This is a genomic window from Pristimantibacillus sp. Z349TD_6 (genome assembly GCF_056173205.1).
On the sequence record NZ_CM149662.1, the window covers coordinates 6,908,004 to 6,926,716 of the forward strand.

At 43.7% G+C, this 18,713-nt stretch carries 18 protein-coding genes and 1 pseudogene; 3 read left to right on the forward strand and 16 right to left on the reverse strand.

Going from position 1 to position 18,713, the window contains the following annotated elements:
- Positions 1 to 298 precede the first annotated feature (298 nt).
- A complete protein-coding gene (locus tag AC0VYE_RS29945; protein ID WP_076267368.1) occupies positions 299 to 745 on the forward strand; it encodes a tellurite resistance TerB family protein in 447 nt (148 codons plus the stop codon).
- A 79-nt stretch (positions 746 to 824) separates the two neighbouring features.
- Here AC0VYE_RS29945 and AC0VYE_RS29950 read toward each other — a convergent pair whose 3' ends face one another.
- The 16 genes and pseudogenes from AC0VYE_RS29950 to AC0VYE_RS30025 form a co-directional block, all read right to left on the reverse strand.
- A complete protein-coding gene (locus tag AC0VYE_RS29950; RefSeq protein ID WP_083681829.1) occupies positions 825 to 1,415 on the reverse strand; it encodes a thymidine kinase in 591 nt (196 codons plus the stop codon).
- A gap of 53 nt (positions 1,416 to 1,468) precedes the next feature.
- The gene (locus AC0VYE_RS29955; RefSeq protein WP_076267370.1) at positions 1,469 to 2,035 is read right to left on the reverse strand and encodes a hypothetical protein; all 567 of its coding nucleotides are present in this window, start codon (positions 2,033 to 2,035) and stop codon (positions 1,469 to 1,471) included.
- Between the two features lie 311 nt (positions 2,036 to 2,346).
- A complete protein-coding gene (locus tag AC0VYE_RS29960; protein WP_076267371.1) occupies positions 2,347 to 3,441 on the reverse strand; it encodes a toxic anion resistance protein in 1,095 nt (364 codons plus the stop codon).
- A gap of 18 nt (positions 3,442 to 3,459) precedes the next feature.
- A complete protein-coding gene (locus tag AC0VYE_RS29965) occupies positions 3,460 to 4,152 on the reverse strand; it encodes a hypothetical protein (protein WP_076267372.1) in 693 nt (230 codons plus the stop codon).
- A 169-nt stretch (positions 4,153 to 4,321) separates the two neighbouring features.
- Entirely contained in the window at positions 4,322 to 5,350 is a 1,029-nt protein-coding gene (locus tag AC0VYE_RS29970) for an ATP-grasp domain-containing protein (protein WP_076267373.1), read from the reverse strand.
- Between the two features lie 48 nt (positions 5,351 to 5,398).
- On the reverse strand, positions 5,399 to 6,196 hold the full coding sequence (locus tag AC0VYE_RS29975; protein ID WP_475444401.1) for an HAD family hydrolase: 798 nt from the start codon (positions 6,194 to 6,196) through the stop codon (positions 5,399 to 5,401).
- A complete protein-coding gene (locus AC0VYE_RS29980) occupies positions 6,193 to 7,347 on the reverse strand; it encodes a cysteine protease StiP family protein (RefSeq protein WP_475449774.1) in 1,155 nt (384 codons plus the stop codon). Before AC0VYE_RS29980 ends, AC0VYE_RS29975 begins: the two co-directional genes overlap by 4 nt.
- Before the next feature lie 27 nt (positions 7,348 to 7,374).
- Positions 7,375 to 8,676 (reverse strand): annotated as a pseudogene (locus AC0VYE_RS29985) (phosphoribosyltransferase family protein); the annotation flags it as partial.
- Positions 8,618 to 9,823: an HpcH/HpaI aldolase/citrate lyase family protein gene (locus AC0VYE_RS29990; RefSeq protein WP_256710842.1), complete on the reverse strand. Its 1,206-nt coding sequence runs from the start codon at positions 9,821 to 9,823 to the stop codon at positions 8,618 to 8,620. The gene AC0VYE_RS29990 and the pseudogene AC0VYE_RS29985, both read right to left, overlap by 59 nt.
- Before the next feature lie 100 nt (positions 9,824 to 9,923).
- Positions 9,924 to 10,715 (reverse strand): TerC family protein, encoded by a 792-nt coding sequence (locus tag AC0VYE_RS29995; protein WP_076267376.1) that lies wholly within the window; start codon positions 10,713 to 10,715, stop codon positions 9,924 to 9,926.
- A gap of 23 nt (positions 10,716 to 10,738) precedes the next feature.
- On the reverse strand, positions 10,739 to 12,019 hold the full coding sequence (locus AC0VYE_RS30000; RefSeq protein ID WP_076267377.1) for a TerD family protein: 1,281 nt from the start codon (positions 12,017 to 12,019) through the stop codon (positions 10,739 to 10,741).
- A 73-nt stretch (positions 12,020 to 12,092) separates the two neighbouring features.
- Positions 12,093 to 12,671 (reverse strand): TerD family protein, encoded by a 579-nt coding sequence (locus AC0VYE_RS30005; RefSeq protein WP_076267378.1) that lies wholly within the window; start codon positions 12,669 to 12,671, stop codon positions 12,093 to 12,095.
- Between the two features lie 168 nt (positions 12,672 to 12,839).
- On the reverse strand, positions 12,840 to 13,421 hold the full coding sequence (locus AC0VYE_RS30010; RefSeq protein WP_076267379.1) for a TerD family protein: 582 nt from the start codon (positions 13,419 to 13,421) through the stop codon (positions 12,840 to 12,842).
- A gap of 28 nt (positions 13,422 to 13,449) precedes the next feature.
- Positions 13,450 to 14,043 carry a TerD family protein gene (locus AC0VYE_RS30015; RefSeq protein ID WP_076267380.1) on the reverse strand — a complete coding sequence of 198 codons (594 nt, stop codon included), beginning with the start codon at positions 14,041 to 14,043 and terminating at the stop codon, positions 13,450 to 13,452.
- A 540-nt stretch (positions 14,044 to 14,583) separates the two neighbouring features.
- The gene (locus AC0VYE_RS30020; protein ID WP_475444405.1) at positions 14,584 to 15,279 is read right to left on the reverse strand and encodes a response regulator; all 696 of its coding nucleotides are present in this window, start codon (positions 15,277 to 15,279) and stop codon (positions 14,584 to 14,586) included.
- On the reverse strand, positions 15,276 to 16,868 hold the full coding sequence (locus tag AC0VYE_RS30025; RefSeq protein WP_475444407.1) for an ATP-binding protein: 1,593 nt from the start codon (positions 16,866 to 16,868) through the stop codon (positions 15,276 to 15,278). The genes AC0VYE_RS30020 and AC0VYE_RS30025 overlap by 4 nt, the downstream gene beginning before the upstream one ends.
- Before the next feature lie 262 nt (positions 16,869 to 17,130).
- On the opposite strand from AC0VYE_RS30025, the gene AC0VYE_RS30030 reads away from it, so the two are divergent.
- The gene (locus AC0VYE_RS30030) at positions 17,131 to 18,147 is read left to right on the forward strand and encodes a Bug family tripartite tricarboxylate transporter substrate binding protein (RefSeq protein ID WP_475444409.1); all 1,017 of its coding nucleotides are present in this window, start codon (positions 17,131 to 17,133) and stop codon (positions 18,145 to 18,147) included.
- 108 nt (positions 18,148 to 18,255) lie between these two features.
- Positions 18,256 to 18,711, forward strand: coding sequence for a tripartite tricarboxylate transporter TctB family protein (locus tag AC0VYE_RS30035; RefSeq protein ID WP_076267384.1), 456 nt, complete (start codon positions 18,256 to 18,258; stop codon positions 18,709 to 18,711).
- The last annotated feature ends 2 nt before the right edge of the window (positions 18,712 to 18,713 follow it).

Here is an 18,713-nt window from a genome sequence, read left to right on the forward strand (position 1 = left end):
CGGCAAACCCCTTCTTTATTGAAATGGACAGCTGTAGACGAGATTACTTACAAGTATAAAATTGAAAACGATTTCATAATATGAGTCATTTTTAAGATGATGTGCGTTGTTTTTTGTATAATGTAATCGATTTCAAAAATACATCGTCTTTCCTTCTATCGTTCATCCTATTTCCTTCTCATTCAACGATCTAATCTAATAGCATAAACAGACAATTTACCGCAAAATTTGCTAAATGACCCCAATTAAATCTACAATAGAATAATAAGATTAAATTCACCCTAGGAGGCTGAGCTAAATGAGCTCTTTCAAATCATGGCTGCAAACAAGTAAGCAAGGACTAACCGATCAGGTCAAAAAATTCAAAAATAAAGAATTCCTAGATGCGGTAGTAGCCGGCTGTGCGATTGTAGCAGCAGCAGATGGTTCCGTCGACTCCAATGAAAAACAAAAAATGGCCGGCTACATAGGCCGCAGCGAAGAATTAAAAGTTTTTGATATGAGTGATGTGATTAACCGTTTCAATCACTTTGTAGGCAATATGGAGTTTGACGCGATGATTGGCAAGCAAGAGGCGCTTAAAGCGATTGCCAAATTCCGCAGCAAACCAGACGTTGCTCGTGTAATCGTTGGTGTGTGCAGCGCAATCGGAGCAGCAGACGGCGATTTCGATATGAAGGAACAAGCTGCTGTGCGTGACATCTGCAATACCCTTGGACTTAATCCGAGTGAATTCAGTCTTTAATAGCAAACCAAGCAAAAGAACCTCCAAAGCCACTGCAACAGTGGATCTGGAGGTTCTTTTGTATTGTTATTACCCCTGCTTACGCATTGCGAAAAGCTTCATTATAGCAGCGTCTGCATACAGGCTTATAATCCTCGTTGCCGCCAATCTGGATTTGCGCACCTGCATTCATTGGCTGTCCGTCATTATAGCGTATAACCATCGTTGCTTTCCGATCACAGAACCAGCAAATGGTTTTAATCTCTTCAATTTTATCCGCCTGCACGAGCAGGTTATAGCTGCCCTCAAATAATTGATTTTGAAAATCGTTTTTGAGTCCAAACGCCATTACCGGGATGTTAAGCTCATCCACGACTTGTGTAAGCTCCAAAATATGATGTTTCTTCAGAAACTGCGCCTCATCTATGAGTACGCAATAAATTTTGGATGGTGAAGCTCCTGCAACGAAGCTTTTCACACTTTCAAAAAGGTTCGTATCCTCTTGAACCGGAATGGACTCCCGCTCGAACCCTACACGAGAACCTACACGATCCACCCCGCCTCTTGCACTTACCGATGGTGAATAAATAAGAACCTGCTTGCCTTGCTCTTCATAATTGTGAGCCACTTTAATGATTTCGAAAGATTTACCGCTGTTCATTGTTCCATATTTGTAATAAAGCTGTGCCAACCTAATCTCCTCCAGAACCATTCAGTGCTTCTATTATACAGGAAGTGACTCCGTTATTGTATCGTTTGGAGCCTTGTTTTCGCTTCCCCATATGTTTTGACAATTTGTTGAATTTTCTGGAATTCCGGGTCGGTTGGACCTAGATCAGCCATGAACATTCGGTGCAATATTTGATTATAAAGATTTTGACGCGATTCAATCATTTGTACTTCGAGCCGAATCAGATCCTCCAGGTCATTTTCTTCAATTAACTGTTCGATATTGATTTCTTCTGGCTTGGAAGAACGCTCTTCGTCAAAGATCAAGTCCGAACCGCGCCCTATACGAGGAAGCGCTTCGTACTCCACCTCTGTCTCCTGCTGCTGTCCAAGCGGAATGGACGTATTCAGCTCGGAAAGAAGAATGCCTTCTTTCGCTAACATCACTTGAAAAGGTTTATGCTGGATCAAATCTGCTATGACAAGCCTACTCATATCTTTATTGCGAATCAAAGAGGAATCAAAAGGATGAAGGACCCATTGCTGGTCTCGATTGAACAGATTAAAAGTAAACCACTCACCGCCATAGATGAACCGTACATTAATATTTGACTCCGAAATAATTTCATAGGTAAACTCCAATTGGAACACCTCCGATCAGCCAGTATAATTCATCCTATTATACCAAATCAGAGGTGAACACAAACAGCGATGCTTAAAAATCTTTCAAAATATCCTCCGCCCGTTCAAAGCTGGCAACAACAATTAAGACGACAATGAGTGCAGCTATGGCAATTTCGCCAATCATAGCATGATCACCTCGTTTTTTCTTTAAGACTATGCTGTTTCTTTATGCTTTATGAGCCATTACTTGTAGGACATCCGTCATTTCTTCTCAAAAAACGCAAAAAAACGAGCCCTTGGAGAGCTCGTCCTGCTAATTTTTTTTTGATTTACTCCAAAAATCCTTTGGCTGCTGAAGAAGGAAGCTCCGCTTGACTAGCTCCAGAACCCGCTTGAATGCCTAAGCGTTGTCCAACCTTTTGATTAATTTGCGTCATTTTTTCCGTTTGCTGGGATACCGTTTGAATAATTTGTCGATTGGAGTTCTCGTACTTGTCCATCGCGGAGAAGAGATCCGACATTGCCCGCTCCACAAGCTCCATGCTCATAGCCGGCTTCGTTAATGCTTGATTAGCTCGCTCGCTCGTTTCATTCAAAAGACGCGCGTTCTCAGCAAATTGATTGCCTAACATTTCATTCGTTGAATTGACTGCTTCTATAGCCTTCATCTGGTCATCAATCGCACTCGCAATCAAGACTGACACCGACATGAGATGCTGGGTTTTATCTATTGAGCTGTCCAGCGCATCCATCAGCTTATCATTTGTATCATTAATAATATCCGTTGCGGCAATCGCTTGCTGATAAAGCATGATCATTTCCGTATACGTTTGGAGCTTCGTTACAACCTTGCGAAGTCCGCGCTCCAAATAAGTTTTCCGGTGTTCGTTCTCGGGCTTAGCAATTTCCTCTTCGAACATTTTTTTGAGACGATTGCCATATTCGACAAGCAGCTGCAGGTCATATACATTGTCTAGACTGCTGCGCTTCAAATTTCTCATATGAATGACGTTCTCTTCCAAGTTGTCGCGACCATCTCTGAGCGATTTGACGATCACCTGCACGTTAGACTTGGCAGATTGATATTTATAAATATAAGCCTTCATCGGTGCTTTCCGAAGCAGCTTCTGCACGAGCGAGAGCTGCTTGCTTTTGCTCAAATCCTCAACCTCGCTGCGAAGCTTAAGCATGTTGTTTGCTACCTCGGACCGTTTGCCTGACATGAGATCCGACAGCGGTCTCTCGAGCATCGTAAGCGTCTGGCTTGAGCGCTCAAGCGTCTTCTGGCCTTTTTTCGTAATCTCATCCATTAGTGTATCCAAATGCATAGCATCGGTTGTGGCTACCTTCTGCATCGTGCTTTGTACTTCTTGCTCCAGCTTCTGAATATCTTCATTTTTTAATTGTACGAGTTGTTGCGCCATTGTTCATTTCCCCCTTCATTAGTCAGTAAGTCGATAACGCTGCTGAATTAACTCAGCCTTTGTATGAAGCTCCATAAGATCCTTTTGCTCAAGCGTCTTCGTATAAAAAGTAAGCTTGGAATCTACATCCTTAATGCCATCAAGCAAAAGCCGCCTATTCTGGCGTTTCGCTTCGCCGCTGAGCCGAAGAAATGGATTAATGGTCGAATTCAAATCCTTTCGCACCAATCGCAAAATATTGTGATTAATGCTCGAGTCTCCTAACGCCATTAAATCCGGAATTAGTCGGTTAAGCCGCGACAGCAATGCGAGCGTCTTCTGAACAATTTCATCGTCTAAATTATTTTTCTCGCCTTCGAGTAAAATCATATCTTCAATGATTCCGATGTATTCTAATGCAGAAGCAAGCTCAGGATCTAGAACCTGCGGCGGAATGACAGCTGCAGGAGCTGGCTTTGAAGCCAATGATGCTTGAGCAGTTGAAGCTGCACTGGGTTGTTGTATGGGCGGGTTTTGCGTATTTTGCTGCAGCTCTGGCTCGCGTGTTGGCTGATTAATTTCTTTCCTTGGACGCTGCTTCCATGATAATGCGATTAACAAACCGAACACGGGAACCGCCATAGCTATATATGGGGAGGTAATCCCATTAACAACTAATGCGACTGCATAAACGCCAATCGCGATGGCTGCGTTTTTTTTCAATGCATTCATTGCTGCACCTCCATATGAGCTTTCTGAACCTAATCTTTATGCTCGTCTTCTTCCTACAATTATCTCGTTATTGGTACATAGAAGTCAATTTTAAAAAATAAAAAAAGGATGTTGTGCCAAATTAATGAGCACAATATTAAAAAAAAGGGGCTCTCGCCCCTTTCTTCGGTTATTCTACTCTGTTCATTTCCATGATCAAAGGCTGCTCTACATAACCCGCTTGTATACCGAACTTCGGATCAGGCGGATCAATCGTTTTTCCTTGCAGCGCTTGAACAGCCAAATAAGGCATATTTACGCCAGACAAGCAGGTAATATAAAGGCCGCCAGACATCCGCGGGTTGATCTCCAGCAATTTCGGTATGCCATTGTTGTAACGCACCTGAATATTAAAGGCATAAGGAATGCGAAGGCTTGTCGCAATTCGATCTGCAATTGCCAGCAGCTCCGGCGTATCCTCCAATAAATAAGTCCTGCCCGTTGATTTACGGCGAGGAATAGCTGTAATGAGTTCACCCTCAGCAGATGCTACACAATCGATACTATACTCCGTACCGTCGAGCAGCTCCATCACCATCAGCGTGTCAAAATGCTCCGTTAATGACAACGTTTCATAAGCTTGTTCAAACGTTGTAGAAAGAGTTACATAGCCATACAGGTCACGCAGCGGATCCCGTTCATTATCAATAATCCGGAAACCCATGCCGCCTTCTGACTTCGTTGGCTTAAAGCACACCTTATGACCAGCAGCTGTGAGTTCCTCATAGGCTTGCTTAAACTGTTCTGCTGTATTTACGACACGGTAGTCTGGAATCGTCACGAGGTCTTTTCCTTGCAGCGCTTCATAAAATTTATCCTTCTCAATCATGGAGTCCAGCAATTCGATATCACGGCATACCATGACCTTCGTTCCAATCTCATCAAATAAATGAACATATCTTGATATTTCCTCCATATGCAAACGTGGAATGAATATATCAATTTGGTTTCTTTTGCAGAAATCCACACAAAAATCTACGTATTCGCGTCCAAAAACAGCAGGCTCTGTTCCGATATGATCGGATGCAAGCAAAGACATATGATTAATATCCGGGTGCGTGCCAAAAAACTCAAACGACTCGCCGTCTGGATTGTTCCGAATCATATTAATGTAATGGTAAGCTACCGAAAACCAACGATTCATATAAACTCGTGTCATGTATAAAAACCTTCTTCCATCTGATTAGATATATTTTTGCGATTGCATTTATAATCTTCGTGCATGCTCTAAGATGGAGTCTAGCAGTTCTTCCGAGGCAAGCGCGCCTCTTGCTTGTGTAAATTGAATATGTGGATGTGCCGAATAGGATCGTCCTAATTCACCATGTACAGGCGATATGGCATAATCAGCTGCCAGCAGCAGACTCTCGTCGAGCAGGCTGTCGCCGGCTGCATATACGAAATTTGAAGCGAGCTTCTCTTTCACATACTGGATGGCCGCACCCTTGCTTACCTTCTCTGGAACCAAATATATTTTACGGCCTTGGAGTGAGTAGCTCCAGCCAAGCGAGGCAAGCTTCGGCTTCAGCTCCTCCAACGTTTCATGCGGCAGCTGATCTCTCTCTACCTTAATGGAATAAAATAGCTCATCACAAAGATCAGTCGACTTCACCCAGTGGGTAGAAGCAATTTCCGCAAACAGGCTCGCAATTTCCGTATGTTCAGCACAATGTTCCCTTACAGCTTCACGAACGAAGCTATGCCACTCCTGATCAATTTCCCCATTTCGGAGAACGGTACCGCCGTTGCTGACGATCACATATTCCGGACGGAACTGTTCTCTTATCGCGAAGATGCGGTTGTATTGCTCCGGAATTCGCGTCGTCACAGGAACAAAACGCATAATGCTGACAAGCTCTTGCAGCTTCTGAATCGCCGGCTTTGTCATATAAGAAATATATCTTTCCTCATAACGCTCAACAGGCGCCATTTCTTCAAGCTCTATCTCGCCCTTGGATCTTACGGAATAAATTAAAGTTTGGTCCAAATCGCTCGCAAAGATCATTCCGTCTCCCCCTTCAAAGCCTTAATAATACCGCAGCAGGAATAGGTCATGTTTGGATATTCCTCCACAGGTACACCACGGTCCTTAGCCAGCAGCAGTATATGCTTCAAGTTAGGATTATCAAGTCGATCAACGAGGATTTTCCAAGGAACTCTGCGCAAAAGAACACGAGTCGTTTCACCTACGCCAGGCTTGATGAAATTAATATCAGAGATTGCAAAATCAGTTTGGATACGAGCAATATCCTGCATCCCTTGCCAAGTCATTTCATTTTCCGCAGGATTTGATTCCATTTGAAGAGCTTCCGCTTTGGAATCATCCGCTATCTGACCAAAATAAGCAGAAATCGTGTCCACAAATAGTTGAGACAGATCAGAGCTCTCCCACTCCTTATAATACTTTGCACCATGGAAATCATCGGCGCCAATAAGATCGCTGCGCAATACAGTCCGGCTGACTAAGCCTGACACCGTTGAATTAAGGCAAGCGCTTGGAATGAGGAAATCCTCTCGTGTGCCAAACGTACTTGCACAATAGCCGGGGTCTGCGAGCACCGCAAGCTCATCATTCAGTTCAATGCCGTATTTTTGCTTCATCTGGCTGCAAGCTGCTATGAGCACTTTGGCAATTGCACCTTTGCCCGTCCAGCCATCTACAAATTGCACGCGTTTATGCGGATGATTCTGATTAATATACAGCAGCGCATTCTCATCAATGCCTTTGCCTCTAATAATGGAAAGGCTATAATGCGGAACCTCAATACCATACATGTGCTTGATATATCGCTTAATCAATACGCCGATTGGCGTACCGCCTCGCGCTAAGGATGCAAGCACAACATCAAATCCATTTTTTTGAATGATTCGCTCGGAAACCGTTCCAACTGCTCTTGCGATTCGAATAGCCGAATCACTGAGTGTATTTTGAAACAATTGTATATACTCATCAGTAGGCTGATATTCAATCGGCAAGCTTTCCGAATAGTGGCCGCCTGTTTGCATGGCCGCTTCCCGGTCCTCCGTTCGCTGCTCTAACGAAATATCGCTAAGGTCTTTTAGCAGAAAAGTAACATCCTCCTGCTTATAGCTCCCGATAGGAGCCGGATCGGCAAGCCTTTTCCGACTGAAATAAACGATATGAACACGCTGGATTCCTAAGGAGAGAAGCACCTTATTAAGCTCCTCCATTTGCGCTCCTGCAACCTCGCGCTCCATAAACAAAAACATCTCATCATAATAGCCATTCGGTATGTTGTACATAAAATTCATGACGTCAGCATGTTCAGGGGAATTAAAGGGATAAGCTGTATTCACCGCATACTGTGAACTGGAATCCGGATGAATGGGGCTTCTTGTACTCGATTGATACCATACATCATCGCCTAGTTCTGCTGCTACGCGCATAGGAATGAACATGAATTCGCCGGTTCCCATGCATAGCACCTTGCTGCCCGTTCGATGTTCTCGGAGGAACGCCGCCGCCTGTCCTACTTCTGCGTCAAGCACCAAGCTTTCATCAGCCGTCAATCCGAAGCGGCCAGTATGCTTCAGGTAGGAAACTTCTCGATTTAATGAGGGAAGGCTAGCAAACCGATTGTTCACATAGAGAACATTAATGGCAGGCTCCGACTCATTTGTTTGCAACTCTGCTGTTTTGTCAGCATTTTGAATAGGGGTACCGTTAACAGATATCCGCCCCGCTACAAGCGATAAACAGTTTACCGATATGCCAAGCTCTTGCTCCAGCTCATCAAAACGTTCCATATCCTCTTTTGAACGCCAATCAAGCAAACTAGCAACAATATATTTTTTCTTCCCATACCTGGCATTCAAATCGTGAATTATATTGATGGCTGTTTTCCCGGTCGTCATCTCATCATCCACCAGCACAATCGTTTCTGCATTCTCGAATACAGCTGGGTTGTCAGCATAGCAGCGATGTGTGGTCGCATGGGAATGCTCTTCCTCAAAATCGATGCAGGACGTCATATAGTCAATTTTTTCCCGCGTGGTATGCAAGAAAGACGCATTACCTTCGAACATATCGAACATGCTGTGTCCAAGCGCTGTTGCCGTTTCCGCAAAGCCGATAAACAGCGTTTTCTCATCTATGACCATTTTATTTTGCTTCATCTGTTCATAGATTTTACCTGCTGCCTCAGGAAATTCAAAGGCATGCAGCAGCTGCTCCATCTGGATAGGAAGCTTCTCGCCTTTAAACTGCTGATACAAAAGCCCAAGTGCCGCACCCGATAACAAAGACAAATGCGGGCGAACAGGAATATGCTTACCCAGCACCTTGCTTACGAATAAAAAACTGCGTTTTTTATTAATTCGGGCTGCCATTTGAAAAAGCTGCTCAAGCGGTATATGAAACGTATTACTCGTAACCTCAATGGCAATCTCTAAATCTCCAATAATATTAAACGATTGCTGATTCTCGTTCTTCTGCGAGCAAGCAGGTGAAGTTTTGGTTTTCATTTAGCACCCCATAAATGTCTGATCTGAACAATATTCGTTTGGCCCATGTCATATGCGGCTTAAACTCATTCATTTTGTTCGAATAACGGCTCTTCATCACACCCAAATCGCCTTGTTCATTTTCCATAATGTGCAGGGCATCCATATACTCCTCATGCGTCACCACAAGCATCGACTGTACAGGCTTAATATGGGTAGGATGGATAATGGTTTTGCCAATTATCCCATTTTCCTTGTCCATTGCGACCTCGCGAATAAGCCCGTCCACATATTTATTAATATAATCCATACGCAGAATCCGTCCGTGTCTTCCCATGCTTTCCTCAAAAGGTGTTTGTCTGAGCTGGGGCTTAAATACGCGATCACTCTTAAAGTACTCCCATACGGGACCGGAGATCACATAATGATTATCCATCCGTCCAAAAACATTTACGATATCCGCAATACAATCACGAATGACGCCGATGTCGTAGATCGTATGATCCGGACTTCTTCGAAGCCCAAATAAACTCGAAAAATCTGTTGCTCCAATCCGAACATTCAGCACATAGGCCTTGTATTCATTCAGCAGCTGGGAAATGCCCATTAGCGTTTCCATTCTTTTCTCGCGATAAATGACGTCAGAGCTTTCCAAAATAGGCATGCCATATAACGTGGAGCTTGTTGAGCGTTTGTTCTTGTTGTATTCATGCAGCAGCTTTAAATACTCTCCACCAGTCTCCACGTTAAACTTTGGAAACACGATTCCTGTAATATATTCAATCTCTTCACCGAAAAACGAGAGCAGTCGTTTAAGCTGTTCAACAGAGCGAACTCTTATAAACATAAGCGGAATATCGTCGGCATGGAGCAAACCAATCGAAATGTAACGGCCAATCTTAATCAACGTTGCCTTCAACGTCTCTTCGGCAAATTCGATTTGATTATCACCTACTGCATCTTCAAGGTCTATCACCATAGACACGAGTCCTTCGTGTTTTCCGGTTACCAAATCATCTGCTATGTTATCCTTGGTGGCAGGCATATAAAGCGCTGCACCAATCGCGTGAGCAATAACTTCTTTGTCAGCATAATTATTGAACTGAGTTGGAAGGGAGTAAAAGAAATTTTGCTCTTCTTCATTGGTAAGATAGTTAAAATACCTCAAAGTGATCCCTCCTAAAAGTTGTGTAAAGCAATCTGAGAGTGAAAAAATATCCCTCGCGATCCATTGAGGGATATTTTCCATAAACAGAGTATTATCGAATCTAAACCGCTTTTGATTCTCTTTTCTTACGTGCTGCGCTGTAAAGAAGGGTACCACCGAATACAGCTATAATTAAACCGAAGAACAAAGCGTGCGGCACATGCAAGCCATACGCTCCGCCAATCATTTTTGCTGCGATAACGATGATTAGAATAAACGCCGCTTTCTCAAGCTCAGGGAACTTGTCAATCAACTTGAGGAATACTTGAGCGACGCCACGCATCATTAGAACGCCGAGAATACCGCCGAGGAACAGAACCCATACCTCTTCACTCACGCCGAATGCAGCTAGAACGCTGTCGATACTGAACGCGATATCCATAATTTCAACAGCAAGTACTGTACGCCAGAAGCCGTAGCCTTTATTTTGAACTTCAGCATCATCGTCGTTACCCTTCTTGCCGATGTAAGGAATTAATGGAATGTTGCCGACACGAGCAAGCTTGAATTCCAGATGGAATAGATTGCTTAACGCAATCCATAACAGATACAATCCGCCCGCTACTTTAATCCATGTAATTTGTACGAGATAGACACCTACTCCGATTGCGATAAATCGGAAGATATAGGCACCAATAATACCGTAGAACAACGCTTTTTTCTGCTGGTCTTTCGGCAAATGCTTAACCATAACCGCTAGTACTAGCGCATTATCTGCCGATAACAAGCCTTCCAAAAGAACGAGTGTTGCGATTATTCCCCAGTTTGTCGGGTTGGTGAGAACTTGTGACAAGTTGTCCCAGTGAAAGAAGCTCCCGAAGTTGGCTATTACATTTTGAAAAAAGTCGACCATCTCTTAAACCTCCGCATTTTTCTTTATTTGCTTCCTTGTACCCATCTGAGACCCCAGCGATAAGCCTCGTCAAGCTCTTTATGGCCTGAGAAATATTGCACGAGCCGCTGAATGCTGAAGGTTTGATCATTTACATTCTCGATCATCGCAATCGCACACATACCCTTGCGATTATTATGCTCGTCCATCCGCACCTCTATATCAGGCCCGCCTGTTTGTGTGATGGTTACAATACCAGCAGCCTCCGCCCAGTTTGTAGCTCCTTCATAGATGTATGCGTATATGACGATTCTCTTAATCTCAGAAACTTTATTACCGTTGATTCTAAGATTTTCACCCGTTGTAATAGAGCCGGTTCGGTCATCCCCGTCAAGCGAAACGTACGGTGCTCGCGAAAAATCTCCGAAGCTGTTGCCTAGCGCTTGAACAGAACCTTTCATACCATTTTTCAATTCATACAAACATCCGACATCTAAATCTACACCGCTGCTTGAACGGCCAAAAAAACCAGTGGAGGCTTTTTTCTGATTCCAGTTCAAATTAACGACAATCTCACCAAGTGATCCGGCACCTTTTTGTAAGTTGATGACATCACCGCGTTTGGTAAGCGAGATTTTGCTGAGGCTAATTGGCGGACTGCTTGGTTCTGGTACGATTGGTGCGGGAGGTTTTGGTGGAATAAGTGGAGCTTTCACTGGTGCTGGTGCTGGTGTTGGCGCCTCAGCAGGAGCATCTGCCTTTACTTCAATACCAAAGCTATTGCAGAGTGCAGCAAGACCGCCTGAATATCCAGACCCAATGGCATTGAACTTCCATTCGCCATTATATCTATATAAATCTCCTACGACTATCGCAGTCTCAATAGAGAAATTTTTTCCAAGATCATACCGCAAAATTTCGCGTCCTGTTCCTTCGTCAATAACCCGGATATAGGCATCATTCACGCTAGAAAAATTTTGTCTCTTCGCTTCCCCATCATAAATGGTTAAAGTAAATGAAATACGTTCAATCGTTTGAGGCACATCGCTAATCGCGATCAATACTTGTTCGGTATCCGTTTTCCCTGCAATACTGCGTTTATTGCCGCTTGCCAGTTGAATAGAACCGCTGACATCCTTAGGATTGCTGTAAAAAATCAAATCTTGGTCTCCAGCTGTTTTTCCATTCGCTCGTAATAGAAAAGCCGAAAAATCGACATCTACACCTGCTGCAGTGTTCCATCCCATGCCAACTAGAAGGTTTTTTATGGAAGGATTATTTTTGGTAATATCCGCTTTTTGACCTTTCATTAATGCCAGCTCCATGCTTAAACCGCCCTTCGGTAATAATAGAATAGAGTGGCAAACCCTCAAACTGCCACCCTATACGCCAGATAAATTAAACCGTAAGCCCGTAATTACGACAAAGCGCTGCTAGTCCGCCCGAGAAACCTGAACCTACCGCTTGGAACTTCCAATCGGCATCATGTCGGTACAGCTCGCAGAAGACAATCGCTGTTTCAACGGAGAAATCTTCTCCTAGATCATAGCGCAGCACTTCTCTTCCAGAAGACTCGTCTACTAGACGAACAAAGGCATTGGATACTTGACCAAAGTTTTGCAGCCTGGACTCGGCATCATGAATCGTAACGCTAATTCCGATTCGCTGAATGTGCGGAGGGACTTTTTGAAAATCAATTTTGATTTGCTCGTCGTCACCTTCACCCTCACCGGTACGATTATCGCCCGTATGCTCAACAGCGCCGTTATAAGCAATCAGTGCATTATAGAATACAAAGTCCTTCTCGTCCTTTGCTTTGCCATCCTGATGAAGCAAAAACGCGCTCGCATCAAGGTCAATTTCTCCGCCGCCTGAATATTTGTTCGTATCCCAGCCTAGACCGAGAACAACCTTCGTAAGACCTGGGTTTGTTTTTGTAAGATCAATGCGTTGACCTTTGGAAAGATTTATAGACATCGTTCTATTCCTCCTTGAATTGACTAGGTTTGAACGCCAAAGTCAGTGCAAAGGCCTACTAGACCGTTTTGATATCTGCTGCGACTTTCCGCTGTTCACTTACTTATAAATTGTTATATTTTAAAAAAGGGCCGCCACTGGCGACCCTTTACGGGTAGATAAGTATGACTAGCTAGCAGAAAGACCAAAGTTGCGAGCAAGACCGCCTAGGCCGTCTTGGAAGCCGCTTCCGATTGCGCTGAATTTCCACTCGCCGGAATGACGATATAGTTCACCAACGATTACTGCTGTTTCTACAGAGAAATCTTCTCCAAGATCATAACGGATAAGTTCTGTGCCGCTTTGCTCGTCCACGATACGAACGAATGCGTTGGATACTTGTCCAAAGTTTTGGCTGCGTTCTGCGCCATCATAGATCGTAATGCAGAATGCGATTTTGTCAGTTTCAGCTGGGATAGCAGAAAGGTCAACGTTTACTTGCTCATCGTCGCCATCGCCTGCGCCTGTACGGTTGTCACCTGTGTGAACAACTGAACCGTTTGTATTTTTTGGGTTGTTGTAGAAAATGAAATCAGATTCAGAACCTGCTTTGCCTTGTGCATTCAAGCAAAATACAGAAGCATCAAGGTCAAAGTCTTTTCCGCCGTCATATTTATTAGTATCCCAGCCTAGACCTACTGTAATCTTTGTAAGACCTGGGTTTGTTTTCGTGAGATCGATTTTTTGTCCTTTGGATAAGCTGATTGCCATTTTAAAAGCCCTCTTTTCTCACATAAATTTATTGGTATTGACGTGCAAGGATATCAACATGGGCAGCATGAGTGCCTTCCCCAATTGCATTAAACTTCCATTCACCATTGTGTCTGTAAAGCTCACCTACGACTAGAGCCGTTTTGCCTGAATAATCATCCGTCAAGTTAAAGCGAATCAGTTCTTGATTGTTCGCAGGGTTGACGATACGAATAAAGGCAGATTTGATCATGCCAAAATCTTGTCGTCTGGATTCACATTCGTAAATGTTAACTACGCAAAGGATTTTGTGAATATTAGCAGGAACACGATCAAGCTGCACGATGATTTGCTCATCGTCGCCATCGCCCTCACCAGTAATATTATCACCCGTATGAACGACCGAGCTGCATCCGCTTTGCTTGTTGTAGAAACAAACGAGATTTTTCTCGCCACTTAGCTTGCCGTTTTCATCAAGCAATAATGCCGATGCGTCACAGTCAACGTTAGCCGCTTTTTTCATTCCGAAAAAACCGCCTTTGGTTTGAGCCGGGTCCCAGCCTAAACCAACGATAACTTTGCTGAGACCAGCATTGCCTTTCGTTAAATCTACCTTTTGACCTTTTACGAGAGAGATAGCCATTGTATTTGCACCCCCTTTCCATAAGGTTCACTACTAAAAAATATCCAAATACAGCGATTCTGAACCTACTAACCAACAATACGCCTATTCGACATGCAAGTTCCAAAAAAAATGTATGATCCATACATTATTCTACAAAACCTGAATATTACCTCTTCTTTACGGCAATTTTACATAGAAAAAAGTGCATTGGCAGCAGGCAGTTCCTTATCGCCTCTCCCAATCAATTTTATAACAATTGCTGCTCCAAATACAAATTTCTACAAATAATGAACCTTAAAGCGGAATAAACATAGGCTTAGGCACAAAAGCGTGCATTTTTTCCGTCGCAAACTTGATATTCGCTTCATTTTTACCAAAAAAAAGGTGGAAAAATGAGCCCAAAAACGAGATAATTATATGTAGTAAAAAAAAGTGGCGAGGTGTTCGAATGGAATTTATAAAAAAGAATAAAACCGGCCTTATCTTTGGTGCGCTGCTCCTCATTAACGGGCTATTTTTATTATCCATTGTCCTCTCGAAAAACTAAAAATGGCAGCCTCACATTTGCTCTTTTCTTTTGTAAACCCGCTCCGGCCTTCCAACGGTCCCATAAGAAATATCAGCTATTAATTCACCCTTGGCCACATAATACTCCAAGTACCGCCGAGCGGTCGTACGGCTGAAACCAGCCTTTTTCCCAAGCTCCTCCGCCGTTAATACTTCAGGACCTGCGTGAATGAAAGAGAGTATTTTCTCATTCGTTATCTTATCGATGCCTTTTGGCAAATAAGAATCCTTATCCGTACGATCATTTACCCCCCACAGCAGCTGATCAATCCCCTCTTGATCCACTTGTTTATTTGAGCCGCCGAGCAGTGCCATTTGGTTATGATATTTTTGATAAGACTTCAGCTTCTCTTGAAAACGTTCAAATACAACCGGCTTGATCATAAAATCATATACCCCGCCGCGAATGGCTTCACGAACCGTTTCAAATTCCTTAGTGGCCGTAATAATAATGACATCTGTTAACGGGTTGTTTTTCTGTATGTAGTGAAGCAGGTCGAGTCCGCTCATATCGGGAAAATATAAATCAAGCAGCACTAAATCCGGAGCCAAAATATCTAAATGCTCATGCGCCAGCTGCATATCTGTTGCAATTCCAACGACTTCAAAGCCCTCTATCTTCTCTAGAAAGCGTCGATTGATTTGTGCAATTCGAAGGTCGTCCTCGATAATGACCACTCGTATCATATATCTTTCCCCTTTTCTTTTGGAATCACAACGGTAAAGATCGTCCCTTCCTGCGGACGCGATTCAAAACGGATATGACCCCTTAACTGTTGTATCGCCTGCGTAACAATCACTAGCCCATAACCCCGATGATCCTCATTTTTCGTGGAGAAACCGAGCTCAAACAGCCGCTCTGCGACATCCTCCTTAATGCCGCTCCCATTATCTTCGATAATGATTGTAAAAGCTTTGCCTATGTCAGACAGAAACACCTTCACGGTTCGATTATCATCATTTTTCTCTAGAACAGCATCCAGCGCATTGTCAATTAAATTGCCGATAATCGTTACCAGGTGATTGCGGTTAAGATCATCGGGGATCGTTTTGAAGGTGCTCTTGGAATCAATCTCAAGCTTCACCTTAAGCTCATTCGCACGATTGAACTTGCCAATTAGTATGCCGCCAATAATAGGATCAGGAATTTCCTGCAGGAGGAAATGGATCAGATTTTGATGAACATCGGTTTCATGTGTAATAATATCCATCGCTTCTTGGTACGACTCCAGCTGGATTAGCCCATAAATCGTATACAGCTTATTGGAGTATTCATGCGTTTGTGAACGCAGCGCTTCGGTATATCGCTTCACCTGCGTCAGTTCCTCCGTTAATCGAAGCAGCTCGGATTTGTTGCGAAAGCTGGAAACCGCCCCTACGACCCGGTGCTGATGATCAAATATCGGCAAGCGATTGACGACTACACTGCTTTCGTTAATGGTCATTTCTTGATCAATTTCCGATTGCCCTGATTTAATAACCTCCATTAGCCGCGATTCTGGAATGACATCGCGCACATGCTGCCCGGTAATCTCCATTTGCTCGAGCGGATCGATCAGCTTCAAAGCCGTTTGATTGACAAGGGTAATCGTTCCCTCTGTATCAACGGCAATTATGCCTTCATGGATCGTTTCCAAAATAGCTCTCTTTTCCTGATACAACAAGCCGATTTCCTCAGGCTCTAGACCATGGATCGATCGTTTTACGCTATTGGCAATAACAATGGCTCCGCCAGATCCAACCATCAGCGCAATGGCTGCAAAAATAATCATCGCATTACGGTATGTCACTGCCGATTGTTCAATGTCTTTTAATAAAATACCCACTGATACAATGCCTATAACTTCATCCTGATCATTAAAAATGGGAGTTTTCCCCCGCAAGGAGGGGCCCATCGAGCCAACGGCCTCTGAAATGATCGACTCTCCATTAAGCACAGGCCCATTGTCACCGCCGACCATTTCTTTCCCGATTCGGTCCGGCAGCGGATGCGCATAACGAATTCCCTCTTTATTCCCAATGACGATGTACTCAGCGTCTGTTTCCATTCTAATTTTCTCAACGATGGGTTGAATGATGGCTGAAGGATTCTCCTCTTCAAAGGCATGTCTAATGACGTCCATCAACGCTACTGTTTTTGCAATTTTCAGAGCTGATGCACCTACATTTTTCTGCAGCGTCGTCACTAGTATTCTCTCAAAGCTGAAGGTAAGAGCAATGATAATAATAAATAGCAAAGTTCCAATTAACAAAATCAATCTCGTTTGTAATCGCATTCAATTACCTCCATGCAAAAACTTCTCATCCGCGGGACGCTGATTTTATTGTATTCTACATGCTTCCCCGAACATAGTACCTTGAGTCGATAATGGCCGTAAATTTTATGAACAAAATAAACAGTATGACTACTTTTCAACTTATGTGGTTATTGTATTCAACCCCAATTCGCGATGATAGTATGAAGCATATCAAACAGGTAAGCGCTTACAGTAATCGTTCATACGTTTACTTGAATGAAACTAAAGGGGGATTATTCGTATGGGATACCAAACAAAAAATTGGAAAACTATAGTAGCTGCTGCTTTTGTTGCTGTTAGTTTGACGGCCTGCGGCGGAACAGCATCAAAAGGCAGATCGGCTAATTATCCTGAGAAACCTTTCATTGTGACAGCCCCATCGGGAGCTGGCGGCGGATGGGATAAGACAGCAAGGTCCTTGGCCAAAGTGCTAGGTGAAACGAAGCTCGTTGATCAAACGATGACTGTTGAGAACAAGCCCGGCGGCGGCGGCACTGTGTTTTTAGCCGAATATGTAACCAAAGACAAAAATGACCCCTACAAACTGTTTGTCAGCTCCCCGCCTATTCTCATTAACAACCTCAAAAAAGAAGGGAACAGCCCGTACGGCTACAAGGATGTTACCCCGCTCGCACAAATAACGAAGGATTATGGCGCAATCGCGGTTGCGGCAAATTCCAAATATAACGATCTTCATTCACTAATTAACGACATTAAGGCAGACCCTTCAAAAGTTACACTAGCCGGCGGTTCGGCGCCTGGTTCTATGGATCATTTAATTAGCGTACTACCCGCCTTTAGAGCAGGCGTTGACCCAAAAACAGTCAAGTACTTGTCCTATGATGGCGGAGGCGAAGCCATTGCTGCGCTGCTAGGCAACAACGCTGATGCGATTGGAACAGACATCTCTTCCCTCGGCAGCTATTTAAAAGCAGGAAAAATCAAAATTTTGGCCGTTACTTCTGATGAACGGATTGAAGGCGACTTCAAGGATGTGCCTACGTTAAAAGAGCTGGGCATAGATGCAGAGTTCACGATCTGGCGCGGCGTATTAGGTCCGAAAGGCATGACCAAAGAGCAAATCGCTTACTGGGATAAAACATTAAAATCTCTCTCTGAACACGAAGCGTGGGCGAAAGAATTGAAAGCAAACGATTGGGTCAGCGAATACAAAAACTCCGAAGAGTTCACTGCCTTCCTTGCTGAGCAAGAAGTTGCGGTACAAGAGCTGTTGACAGCGCTCGGTATGCAGAAGTAAATGACTGAACGAAGAACAAACGCTTGATAAAAGCATAAGCATGAGTGATTGGATGGGAGAGAGCTGGTCTCTCTCCTCTCCTTTCATCATTCATCGGAGGTGAAGGCCTTGAACAAAACATTTGATCGATACGCCAGCATCATATTTTTCCTTCTCGGTGTTGGATTCATGTGGCAGAGCACACTAATTAGCGCTTCATCCTACGGCAGCAAGGTTGGTCCTAATATCGTTCCCTTTGGTCTGGGGGCGCTGCTTGTCATTTTAAGCTTACGTCTATTTTACGAAGTATTAAAGTTTAAAGGCTCTAGCAGCAAAGCGGGAAAGCTTGATGTGAAAAAGTTTTTAATTATTTTTGCTGCTGCATTCTTATACGCATTCTTCTTAGAAACGATCGGCTATATTATCGGGACATTTCTTTTCCTCCTAATCAGCTTTCAAGTGTTGGAAAGAGGAAAATGGCTGAAATCAATCTTAATCTCCGGACTGTTTGCAGTCGGCGTTTACGTCATCTTTGTTGTCATTCTGGAAGGAACAATGCCTGGCCTTCCGTCTTGGCTATCGTAATA

What these genes read in the sequence shown, in the direction of transcription:
- AC0VYE_RS29975 (WP_475444401.1), bottom strand. Translation starts at nt 6,196, where the DNA reads ATGATCTTTGCGAGCGATTTGGACCAAACTTTAATTTATTCCGTAAGA.
- AC0VYE_RS29945 (WP_076267368.1), top strand. Translation starts at nt 299, where the DNA reads ATGAGCTCTTTCAAATCATGGCTGCAAACAAGTAAGCAAGGACTAACC.
- AC0VYE_RS30030 (WP_475444409.1), top strand. Translation starts at nt 17,131, where the DNA reads ATGGGATACCAAACAAAAAATTGGAAAACTATAGTAGCTGCTGCTTTT.
- AC0VYE_RS30025 (WP_475444407.1), bottom strand. Translation starts at nt 16,868, where the DNA reads ATGCGATTACAAACGAGATTGATTTTGTTAATTGGAACTTTGCTATTT.
- AC0VYE_RS30005 (WP_076267378.1), bottom strand. Translation starts at nt 12,671, where the DNA reads ATGTCTATAAATCTTTCCAAAGGTCAACGCATTGATCTTACAAAAACA.
- AC0VYE_RS29965 (WP_076267372.1), bottom strand. Translation starts at nt 4,152, where the DNA reads ATGAATGCATTGAAAAAAAACGCAGCCATCGCGATTGGCGTTTATGCA.
- AC0VYE_RS29970 (WP_076267373.1), bottom strand. Translation starts at nt 5,350, where the DNA reads ATGACACGAGTTTATATGAATCGTTGGTTTTCGGTAGCTTACCATTAC.
- AC0VYE_RS30020 (WP_475444405.1), bottom strand. Translation starts at nt 15,279, where the DNA reads ATGATACGAGTGGTCATTATCGAGGACGACCTTCGAATTGCACAAATC.
- AC0VYE_RS30015 (WP_076267380.1), bottom strand. Translation starts at nt 14,043, where the DNA reads ATGGCTATCTCTCTCGTAAAAGGTCAAAAGGTAGATTTAACGAAAGGC.
- AC0VYE_RS29995 (WP_076267376.1), bottom strand. Translation starts at nt 10,715, where the DNA reads ATGGTCGACTTTTTTCAAAATGTAATAGCCAACTTCGGGAGCTTCTTT.
- AC0VYE_RS29960 (WP_076267371.1), bottom strand. Translation starts at nt 3,441, where the DNA reads ATGGCGCAACAACTCGTACAATTAAAAAATGAAGATATTCAGAAGCTG.
- AC0VYE_RS30000 (WP_076267377.1), bottom strand. Translation starts at nt 12,019, where the DNA reads ATGGAGCTGGCATTAATGAAAGGTCAAAAAGCGGATATTACCAAAAAT.
- AC0VYE_RS30010 (WP_076267379.1), bottom strand. Translation starts at nt 13,421, where the DNA reads ATGGCAATCAGCTTATCCAAAGGACAAAAAATCGATCTCACGAAAACA.